The organism is Nonomuraea sp. NPDC050227 (genome assembly GCF_044459705.1).
Taxonomy (GTDB): Bacteria; Actinomycetota; Actinomycetes; order Streptosporangiales; family Streptosporangiaceae; genus Nonomuraea.
Genome location: NZ_JBITJF010000026.1, coordinates 1 through 9,443, shown reverse-complemented (window position 1 = coordinate 9,443; position 9,443 = coordinate 1). Strand labels below are relative to the sequence as shown.

At 69.1% G+C, this 9,443-nt stretch carries 8 protein-coding genes; 3 read left to right on the top strand and 5 right to left on the bottom strand.

What is annotated here, in order from left to right; genetic code table 11:
• Window positions 1-245: 245 nt before the first annotated feature.
• Window positions 246-1,199, bottom strand: a complete 954-nt coding sequence (locus tag ACIBK9_RS51735; protein ID WP_397166808.1) for a LysR family transcriptional regulator — start codon at window positions 1,197-1,199, stop codon at window positions 246-248.
• Window positions 1,200-1,309: 110 nt separating this feature from the next.
• On the opposite strand from ACIBK9_RS51735, the gene dnaE reads away from it, so the two are divergent.
• A complete protein-coding gene (gene dnaE / locus ACIBK9_RS51730) occupies window positions 1,310-4,855 on the top strand; it encodes a DNA polymerase III subunit alpha (protein WP_397166810.1) in 3,546 nt (1,181 codons plus the stop codon).
• Between the two features lie 119 nt (window positions 4,856-4,974).
• Here the strand turns inward: dnaE and ACIBK9_RS51725 are convergent, their stop codons facing one another.
• Together ACIBK9_RS51725 and ACIBK9_RS51720 are read right to left on the bottom strand one after the other, a co-directional pair.
• Complete coding sequence (locus tag ACIBK9_RS51725) at window positions 4,975-5,562, bottom strand: recombinase family protein (RefSeq protein ID WP_397166807.1); 588 nt, start codon at window positions 5,560-5,562, stop codon at window positions 4,975-4,977.
• Between the two features lie 120 nt (window positions 5,563-5,682).
• Entirely contained in the window at window positions 5,683-6,045 is a 363-nt protein-coding gene (locus tag ACIBK9_RS51720) for a hypothetical protein (protein ID WP_397166805.1), read from the bottom strand.
• Here ACIBK9_RS51720 and ACIBK9_RS51715 point away from each other — a divergent pair.
• Window positions 6,031-6,585: a hypothetical protein gene (locus ACIBK9_RS51715; protein WP_397166803.1), complete on the top strand. Its 555-nt coding sequence runs from the start codon at window positions 6,031-6,033 to the stop codon at window positions 6,583-6,585. The genes ACIBK9_RS51720 and ACIBK9_RS51715 overlap by 15 nt on opposite strands.
• A 174-nt stretch (window positions 6,586-6,759) precedes the next feature.
• On the opposite strand, the gene ACIBK9_RS51710 is transcribed toward ACIBK9_RS51715, so the two are convergent.
• Window positions 6,760-7,233: a hypothetical protein gene (locus tag ACIBK9_RS51710; protein ID WP_397166801.1), complete on the bottom strand. Its 474-nt coding sequence runs from the start codon at window positions 7,231-7,233 to the stop codon at window positions 6,760-6,762.
• Window positions 7,234-7,475: 242 nt separating this feature from the next.
• Here ACIBK9_RS51710 and ACIBK9_RS51705 point away from each other — a divergent pair, with 242 nt between their 5' ends.
• Window positions 7,476-7,610 (top strand): hypothetical protein, encoded by a 135-nt coding sequence (locus tag ACIBK9_RS51705; protein WP_397166800.1) that lies wholly within the window; start codon window positions 7,476-7,478, stop codon window positions 7,608-7,610.
• A 115-nt stretch (window positions 7,611-7,725) separates the two neighbouring features.
• Here ACIBK9_RS51705 and ACIBK9_RS51700 read toward each other — a convergent pair whose 3' ends face one another.
• A complete protein-coding gene (locus ACIBK9_RS51700; protein ID WP_397166799.1) occupies window positions 7,726-9,414 on the bottom strand; it encodes a hypothetical protein in 1,689 nt (562 codons plus the stop codon).
• Window positions 9,415-9,443 lie beyond the last annotated feature (29 nt).

Below are 9,443 nucleotides of genomic sequence, written 5' to 3'. Positions count from 1 at the left end.
CACACCGGCGTCACGCTGACACAGCCCCCCGAGACAGCCGTGGACCGACACGAACCATCACACTCCGCAACCACCGAAAGTGGGCCAGAGCCGTTATCTAGACAGACCCGATGTTGCCAAGCGACTGTCCCTCGGCGGCGCGAGCGCCGTGCAGCCGGGCGGTGGGCAATAGTCAGGGCAGCTGCTCGTGCTGCGTCATGAGCGCGGCGCCCTTCGAGCGTTCTCCACGCTGGTCAGCCGGATGTTCAGGTAGGGTCCACGGCGAAGGCGGCGCGGTCGGGGGCCGGCAGCCATTGGCGTGCCGGGTCGAACGGCCGGAAGCTGCTCCCGATGAAGCGGGTGAGCAGGGTTAGCGCCGGGTGGTGGTTCTGCCGGTGATGCAGCAGCGAACACGGATAGACGGGCGCTGGATCAACGAGCGGGAGCTGCATGGTGTGGGGGTGCCACGGCAATCGCAGCCCTTCACCGCCGAAACCGATGTGCTCACCGGAGGCTATCCGCTCCACGAAGTACTCCCAGCCGAAGTCGGGCCCCGAGGTGTCGATCCGGATGTCGAACGTGCTGCCAAGAAGGCTGTAGAAGTCAGCCCACTCGCTGCTGGGGGTGTTGCCAGGCATCCACACGGTAGATCCGGACAGGCGTTCCATCTCGACGTGCTGCCGACTGGCGAGGGGGTGGTCGCGGCTGACGAGGAGATGCACTGGTTCCAGGTACGCGGGGATGTGCCGGAGCTCCTCGTTCTGCGTCCCCCTGACGCGGCCGAAGAACGCATCGATGGATCCGTGGGTGAGGGCACCGTGTGCCGATCTGAGCCCGTTCGAGGTGAGGATCTCGATGTCCACGTCCTCGACGGTCTGGTGGAACGCCCGGAGCAGGTCGACGGTCCGTAGCCGGGTGTCCAAGACGTCGACCCGGAGTGCGCGGCGTCGGGAGCGCAACAGGTCGACCGCCTGGTCGGCGAGGCCGACGAGGGAGCGCGCGTGATGGAGGAACGCCCTGCCGTCCTCGGTGAGCTCGGCCCCGGCACGGGTGCGGAAGAACAGCCGGACGCCGAGGTCGGACTCCAGCTTCGCGATGCGTTTGGAGACGGCCTGCTGACTGATTGCCAGCCGGGCCGCGGCCTCGCTGAAGTACCGGTCTTCGGTGAGGGCCACGAAGGCCCGAACCGCGCCGAGATCTAGGTCCAGCGGGGGCTGCATGACAACTTCTGGTTGTGAGTTATCGGTGTGTCGATTGTTGGACAACCACGCCTGCTCTCGGGTCGAATGCTCACGTTCGCGGCCGAGCCTACAACCAAGGGGTGTGGTTTCTGGTGGGATCCTTCGTGCACCTCCACGTGCACACCGAATACAGCATGCTCGACGGCGCCGCCAAGGTCGGCCTGCTGATGGAGGAGGTGGCGCGGCTTGGCATGCCGGCCGTGGCGATAAGCGATCACGGCAACGTGCATGGGGCGTACGAGTTCTACCAGACGGCGCGCAAGACGGGGATCAAGCCGATCATCGGCATCGAGGCGTACGTCGCACCCGCCTCCAGACACCATCGCAAGCCGGTGTACTACAGCGACGACCTCTCGTTGCGCCGCTCCGACGACGACACCGGCGAGGGTGGGGACGTCTCCGGGCGCGGTCTGTACACGCATATGACGATGTGGGCGGCCGGCGATCAGGGCCTGCGTAATCTCTTCCGGCTGCAGTCCCGGGCCTGGCTCGAAGGGCATGTCCAGAAATATCCGCGTATGGATGATCAATTGCTCGCCGAGCACGGCCAGGGCATCATCGCCACGACCGGCTGCCCGTCCGGCGAGGTGCAGACCCGGCTCCGGCTAGGCCAGTACGACGGGGCCGTCGAGGCCGCCGCCCGGTACCGCGACATCTTCGGCCCGGACAACTACTTCCTGGAGCTGATGGACCACGGCCTCGCCATCGAGCGCCGGGTCCGCGACGACCTGCTCAGACTCGGCAAGGAGCTGGACCTGCCGCCGCTGGCCACCAACGACTCCCACTACGTTACGGAGAGCCAGGCCCAGGCTCACGACGCGTTGCTGTGCGTCGGCACCGGCAAACGGCTTGCCGACACCGACCGCTTCCGGTTCAGCGGCAGCGGCTATTACGTCAAGTCCGCCGCGGAGATGCGCGCGTTGTGGGACGCCGAGGTGCCGGGCGCCTGCGACAACACGCTGCTGGTCGCCGAGCGGGTCGGCGACTACGGGGAGGTGTTCGCGCATCGGGACCTGACACCGCGCTTCCCCGTACCGGAAGGGGACAGCGAGTCGAGCTGGTTGCGCAAGGAGACTCTGGAGGGGGCGCGCCGCCGCTACGGCGGCCGGCCGTCGCAGGAGGTGCTGGACCGCATCGACTACGAGCTGTCGGTCATCGACACAATGGGCTTTCCCGGCTATTTCCTGGTGGTCGCCGACATCTGCCGGTACGCCCGCGAGCACGGCATCGGCCTGGGCCCCGGCCGCGGCTCCGCCACCGGGTCGATGGTCGCCTACTGCACAGGCATCACCCAGCTGGACCCGATCGAACACAAGCTGATCTTCGAACGCTTCCTCAACCCCGAGCGCATCTCCATGCCGGACGTCGACCTCGACTTCGACGACCGCCGACGGGACGAAATGATTGACTACGTCACCCGCAAATACGGCGACGACCGGGTCTGCCAGATCGTCACGTTCGGCACCATCAAGGCCAAAGCCGCCATCAAGGACTCCTGCCGGGTGCTAGGCCTGCCGTACGCCCTGGGCGACCGCATCACCAAGGCCTTCCCCGCGGCGGACGGAGGCAAGGAGATCCCGCTGGCAGCCATTCACGACACCGGCCATCCCCGCTACGGCGAGGCGGCCGAGCTGCGTCAGATGTACGAGCAGGACCCCGACGTCAAACGGGTGATCGACGCCGCCACCGGCATCGAGGGCCTTACCCGTGGAACCGGCATCCACGCCGCCGGCGTGATCCTCTCCAGCGAGCCGCTCATCGACGTGATCCCCCTGGTCAAGCCCAAGACAAACGGACCTGTCATCACCGGCTTCCCCTTCACCCAGGCCGAGGACATGGGCCTGCTGAAGATGGACTTCCTCGGCCTGCGCAACCTCACCGTCATCGGCGACGCCATCGCAAACGTCCGCGCCAACAAGGGCATCGCCATCGACGTCCTGGAGATCCCGCTCGACGACGCCGCGACGTACGAGCTGCTGGCGCGCGGCGACACGCTGGGCGTCTTCCAACTGGACAGCGGCGGCATGCGAGTGCTGCTGAAGCTGATGCAGCCGACCACGTTCACCGACATCGCCGCGGTGAACGCGCTGTACCGGCCCGGCCCGATGGAAATGAACGCCCACACCAACTACGCCCTGCGCAAGACCGGCAGGCAACCGGTCGAGCCCATTCACCCCGAACTGGAGGAGGCGCTGGAACCCATCCTCGGCGACACCTACCACCTGGTGGTCTTCCAGGAGCAGGTGATGGCCATCGCCCAGCAGCTCGCCAGCTACTCCCTCGGCGCCGCCGACATGCTGCGCCGGGCCATGGGCAAGAAGAAGAAGGAGGTCCTGGACGCCGAATGGGACCGCTTCTCGGCGGGCATGCGCGGGCGCGGCTTCTCCGAGGAGGCCGTCAAGGCAGTATGGGACGTCCTCGTCCCCTTCAGCGGCTATGGCTTCAACAAGTCCCACACCGCCGGCTACGGCCTCGTCTCCTACTGGACGGCCTACCTCAAGGCCAACCACCCCTGCGAGTACCTGGCCGCGCTGCTCACCTCTGTCGGCGACGACAAGGACAAGATGGCCATCTACCTGTCGGACTGCCGGCGACTGGGCATCAAGGTGCTTCCTCCCGACGTCAACGCCAGCCGCCTGGACTTCACCCCCGTCAGATCCGAGATCCGCTTCGGCCTGGGCGCGGTGCGGAACATCGGAGCGGGCGTCGTCGAGGCAATTGCCGCCACCCGCGATGCCCACGGCGCGTACACCGACTTCAACGACTTCCTCGCCAAGGTCCCCGCGGTCGTCTGCAACAAGCGGGTCGTCGAGTCGCTGGCCAAGGCCGGCGCCTTCGACAGCCTGGGCCACCCCAGAAAAGCCCTGGTCGCCGTGCACGAGACCGCGGTGGACGCGGTCGTCGACGTCAAGAGGAACGAGGCGCACGGCCAGGACTCGTTGTTCGGCGAGCCCGGCCAGAGCAGCGCCTTCTCGGTCGCGATCCCCGAAGGCGAGTGGGACCAGGCCACCCTGCTCGCCTTCGAACGCGAAATGCTGGGCCTCTACGTCTCCAGCCACCCGCTCGACGGCGCGGAAGGCGTTCTGTCCGCCAACCGCGACACCACCATCGCCGACCTGCTCGCCTCGGGACGCCAGGACGGCGTGACCCGAATCAGCGGCATCGTCTCCGGCCTGCAACGCAAGGTCACCAGACAGGGCAACCCCTGGGCGATCGTCACCCTCGAGGACCACGACGCCTCCGTGGAGTGCCTCATCTTCCCCAAGACCTACACCTTGTACGGCGAGATGCTGGCCGAGGATCGCGTCATCTCCGTCCGCGGCCGGATCAACGTCCGCGACGAGACGATGAGCGTCTACGGCGAGGAGATCGCGATCCTGGACGTCGCCCAGGCGGACACCTATCCACCCGTGGTGCTCTCGATCCAGGAGGCACAGCTGAACCTGCGGGTCGTGCAGGAGCTGAAGCAGATCCTGCTCACCTATCCCGGCCGGGCGCCCGTCCACGTGTGCCTGCACCGCCGCGGCGCCAGGAGCGTGCTGCTGAACCTCGTACCCTTCCAGGTCGCTCCGGGGTCCGCGTTCTACAGCGACCTCAAAGCGCTGCTCGGCGGCGGCGTGACTGGCGGCGCATGACCGGCGGGTGGCCGTGTCCGCGTTGCCATACCGCGAGAGCCGTCGAGTCTCTCGTTGGGACACTGCGTATTCCAGTTCCGCGCCTGGTAGTGGGTGATGGAGGCAGCACCGTGCTCCTCCTACGCCGACACCGGCTTGTCGGGGTCGAGGTGGCGGTAGATGGTGGCGCGGCTGACGCCGAGGCGGCCGGCAATCTGCTGGACGGTGTAGCGGCGCTTGCCGTCGTCGCCCTTCATGTCGTACAGCGCGCGGGCCATCTCCACGCCGTGGGCGTCCAGGGCCGGGGGCCGCCCGCCGACGCGGCCGCGTGCTCGGGCCGAGGCCAGGCCTTCGAGGGTGCCCTCGACGATGAGTTCGCGGAGGAACTCGTCGAAGGCACCGAACATGTGGAACTGCAGCCGTCCACCCGGCGTGGAGGTGTCGATGCCCTGCTTGAGCACCAAGAGATCAACCTCACGCCCGCGGAGCTGCGCCGCCAAGTCCAACAGGTGGCGCAGCGACCGGGCGGCGCGCGACAAGCGGGTGATGACGAAGGTGTCGCCAGGCCTGAGGTAGTCCAGCGCCTTGTCGAGCTCAGGGCGTCGATCGACCTTTCCCGATGCCTTGTCTACGAAGATCCGGTCGCAACCAGCCTCGCTCAGGGCGTCGCGCTGGCTGTCGGGGTTCTGGTCGCGGGTGGACACCCGCCCGTAGCCGATCCTGCTCACCTGAATATTGTCTCATAAACGGGCTTGCCCGATACTATTGAAACATAGATTACGTACGCGGGTTATGAGGCGTTGTCGCGAGGTCGAACGCCGGGAGTCGAGCCGTGACCGCAGGTTGTCTCAGAAACGATCGATTTCGCACAAGATCAAAGCAGGTCCTGGAGAGGCTTCGGGCTGGCGAGCCGCTCGTTTGGGGCTCATGACACGTTTCTTACCGACGCCCCGACTACGGCCAGCCAGCCGGCGCACAAGCGCATCGGATGACGTGAGCAGGCCGCCGAAGAGCGCGCGGCACGGGCCGCTGAGCGCGCCGACAAGGCGGAAGCACGGGCGGACACGGCAGAACAGCGCGCCAACACTGCCGAGGAACGCGAGCGTCAGGCCCGCGATCAGGTGGCACAGGAAAGGGCCGCGCGCGCCAGCGCCGACACCGCGGCGCAGGAGGCCCAGCGCCAGCGTGATGAGGCCGTGGCCGAACGTCAATCCGCCGAGAAGCAGGCCGGCCTCTTGACCACCGAGCTGGCCACCCTGAAGACGCAACTCGCCGCCTGCGAGCGAGAGCTGGCCGGCGCAACCACGGCTCTCTCAGAACTGGCGGGCAAGGTCGAGACCGCCGAAGGACGCGCCGAGGAGGAACGTCAGACCGCTGCCCAGGCCCGAGTCGAGACCGCCGCGGTGCGGGAGCAGGCCGACCGGCTGCGTGAGTTGCTTCGCGACGAGAGCGGCAGGGCAAGCGCCGCGGCGCTGGAGGCGGCTGTCACCGCAACCCGGCTGGAGACCGCCCAGGCCGCCGCCAGTCTGACGCTGCCCGAGCCGATCGACCTGAGCTCCGACCTCGGCGACGGGGTGAGCGGCGTGGTACTGCCCGACGCCGCCATCCAGACCGTCACCCGGGAGCCGGACGGGACCATCGTGCTGCACCACCACGACACCCGCATCCGGCTCGGCGACCCGCAGCACGCTCCAGCTCGCGGACGAGCCCTGGCCGCCGCGCTACTGGCCCTGTCCTCCGAACATCCCTGATCGCCCCGGCACGACCGCCGCTCTCCCCCGTCCCGCGGGCGGTCCGCCGAAACGGTCTCAGTAATGCCCCTTCCCATCCGCCCCCTCCTATCGGCGGCGACAGAGCACCAGCCCCCCGCTGCCGATTCCGACCGGTCCCTGGCTCCCGCATGCCGGGCACATGCGGATCGACTGTCATGCTCCTGCGAGATCGTCACCAGCGAACCCGTCCGGCGCGTGCGGGACGTCCTCGGGGTGCTCGCCGGAGCGCTGACTCCTGGCCCAGAGCCGCATGTCGTGCTTGCGGCGGGCCTCGGCCATCGCCTGAGCGAGCATCGCCCGTTCGGCGGCGACCAGTTCCGGATCGTCACATTCACCGGCCGTCGGTGGCTCTGACGCCAGTGACTCGGAGGCCGGGGCTGGGTGGGTCGTCTTTGCGACCAGGTGGCGGCGAAGCTGGGCGATCGTCTCGGAGGTGCGCTCAGGACCGGCCAGGTGGCGGAGCGCATCGGCCGGAGTGGTGCGGATGAAGGAGTCTGGCGCCGAGTTGGGGGCGACCGTAGCGGTGACGGTGTGCAGGCAGAGCTGCGGCAGGGAGAGTTCCAGGCGGTGCTCGGCGAAGCACAGGCGGCCGGCCACGGCTTGGCGACTGCCCCAGTCCGGCCGCATGACCGTCAGCAGTGTGGCTCGTCGTAGCGAGTGGCCATGCCGCGGTTCTGCTTGAGGTGGTTGATGCCGCATTCCATGGCGTGAGGCCAGCGGTAGGGGCCGGGGTCGAAGGCCGGCGGCGGCCCGCAGCCTCACGCTGGAGGCGGTGGCCACCCACGCCGGTACGAGCGAACCGGCGCTGCGTCGCCGCATCGACCGGTGTGACATCCGGGCCCGATGCGGACATCGATCTTCTGCTGGACGTGCTTGCCTCGACCACGTACTACCGCGTGCTCTTCGGGCACCTGCTCATCACGCCAAAACTTGCCCAGGACGTCGTGTCGGTGGTCATGGCGGGCATCGCCACCAAGCGGTGGCGTGACGACCACGGCCCCTGATGCGACATATCAGGGCGTCGCCGGGTTCGCGGAAGCGCGCCGTACGCACCGGCCGGCGAGTAGGCACCGGAGGCGGACGCCCCCGGTGCCGTTCAGCTCTCGGCCAGGTCGGATCTTACGCGGGCGGCAGGGCGCGCAGTGCGGTCTCCGCACGGTCGTGCCACCACAGCAGACCGCTCCGGCCGGTCAGCCGTCGCAGGTCGTCGAGGTGCCGGGCAGCCGTGGCCTGGTCGCCGGCCGCCGAGGCGAGCAGGGCCAGGTACCAGTCGACCGGTCCCATGCAGACCACCGCGGAGAGCGTGGAGATCCGCCCGCCGTACGGCAGAAGCGCCGCATGGCCGGCTCGGCAGTCCTCGGCGCTGCCGACAGCCGCTCTGGCGGCGGCCTGCAGGCAGGTCGTGGACAGCCAGGACCAGTCGAGAGGCGGCGAAGGCCAGCCACGGGCGACGAGGGCACGCGCCTCCTCGCGGCGGCCTTGGGCGCACAGCTGGAGGATCCGGGCGTCGTGGTCCATCGTCGGATGGATGCCTTCGATCTCGTCGATCAGCGATCCCGCCGCCCCGATCGTGCCCTCCTGGTAGCGCGACGCCAGGCGCCCCATCGCGACAGCGGGCCCGGCATGCCAGACCCCGATCTTCCCGGCCTGGCGTCCGGCCTTGGCACGCAAGGTCTCGGCGTCGTCGAAGCGGCCCTCCAGAGCGAACCGGTTGGCCCGCCACATCGTGTGCTGGAAACGCGGCCAGGGCAGCGGCAGCCGTTCGAGCAGTTCCTCGCTCCGCGCCGCCGCCCGGTCGGCGCCCTCCACGTCGAACAGCTCCAGGCGGTAGTGGGTGTGCATCATCTGGGCGAGCAGCTCGAACGCCGGCGCCTGCAGATCCGCCGCCAGCTCGTGCAGCTCGTCGGCGATCTTCATCAGCTCCGGGATGTGCAGCGGCTGCGGCAGGGCCAGATGCCGCGCGTTCAGCATGCGCATCAGGAGGTGCGGGTCGCCCAGACGCCGGGCCATCTCGACCGCCTGTGCCGAGAGCTCGTCGCTGCGGGGATCGCCGCTGCCGTCGTACAGCTCCTGGGCGAGGCCGGCCAGGAGCCGGGCCCGTTGCGGGCCGTCCCTGTCGCCCGCCCGTTCGAGCGCGGTCTCGAAGCGGTGCACCAGGTGCAGCTCGACGGCCTCGTACGGGTCCCGCAGCGTCCACAGCGCGGGGGCGTCCAGCGCGGCCAGCGCGCGGGTGGCCAGGTCGGGGCGGTTGGGCGCCCGGTCGGCGGCGCGCAGGGCGTCGGCTCTGGCCCGCCGGGCGCCGACCGCGTCCCCGGCCTCCAGCAGCGCCCGGACCTGCCGCAACAGCAGGTCCACGTGAGTCTCCGGATCGCCTCCGGAGGCGTCGTGCGCCTTGATCGCCGACGCCCACCAGGCCGCCGCCTCCTCGTAGGCCAGGCGCATGCCCGCCTGCTCGGCGGCCGCCCGCGCCCAACGCACCGCGTCCTCGCGCGCCGCCGGTCCGGCCTCGACCGCGTGATAGGCGACGGTCTCCACGTCGGTCCCGGGACGGGCGGACAACGCGGCCATCAGGTCCCGATGGATGCCGGCCCTGCGGAAGGGAGGGAGGTCGCGCAGGAGGGTCTCTCTGACCAGGTCGTGGGTGAAGGCCAACCGCGTGCCCTGCGGAACGATCACTCCGGCCTGGGCGGCCTCGTCCAGGAGTTCGTACGTCTCCGCGGGGCCGACTTCGGCGACCACGGACGGGTCGAATGCGCGGCCGATGACCGCGGCGATCCGCAACGCCTCACCCACCCCCACACCCAACACCCCCAAACGCTGACGAACCACTCCCGCCA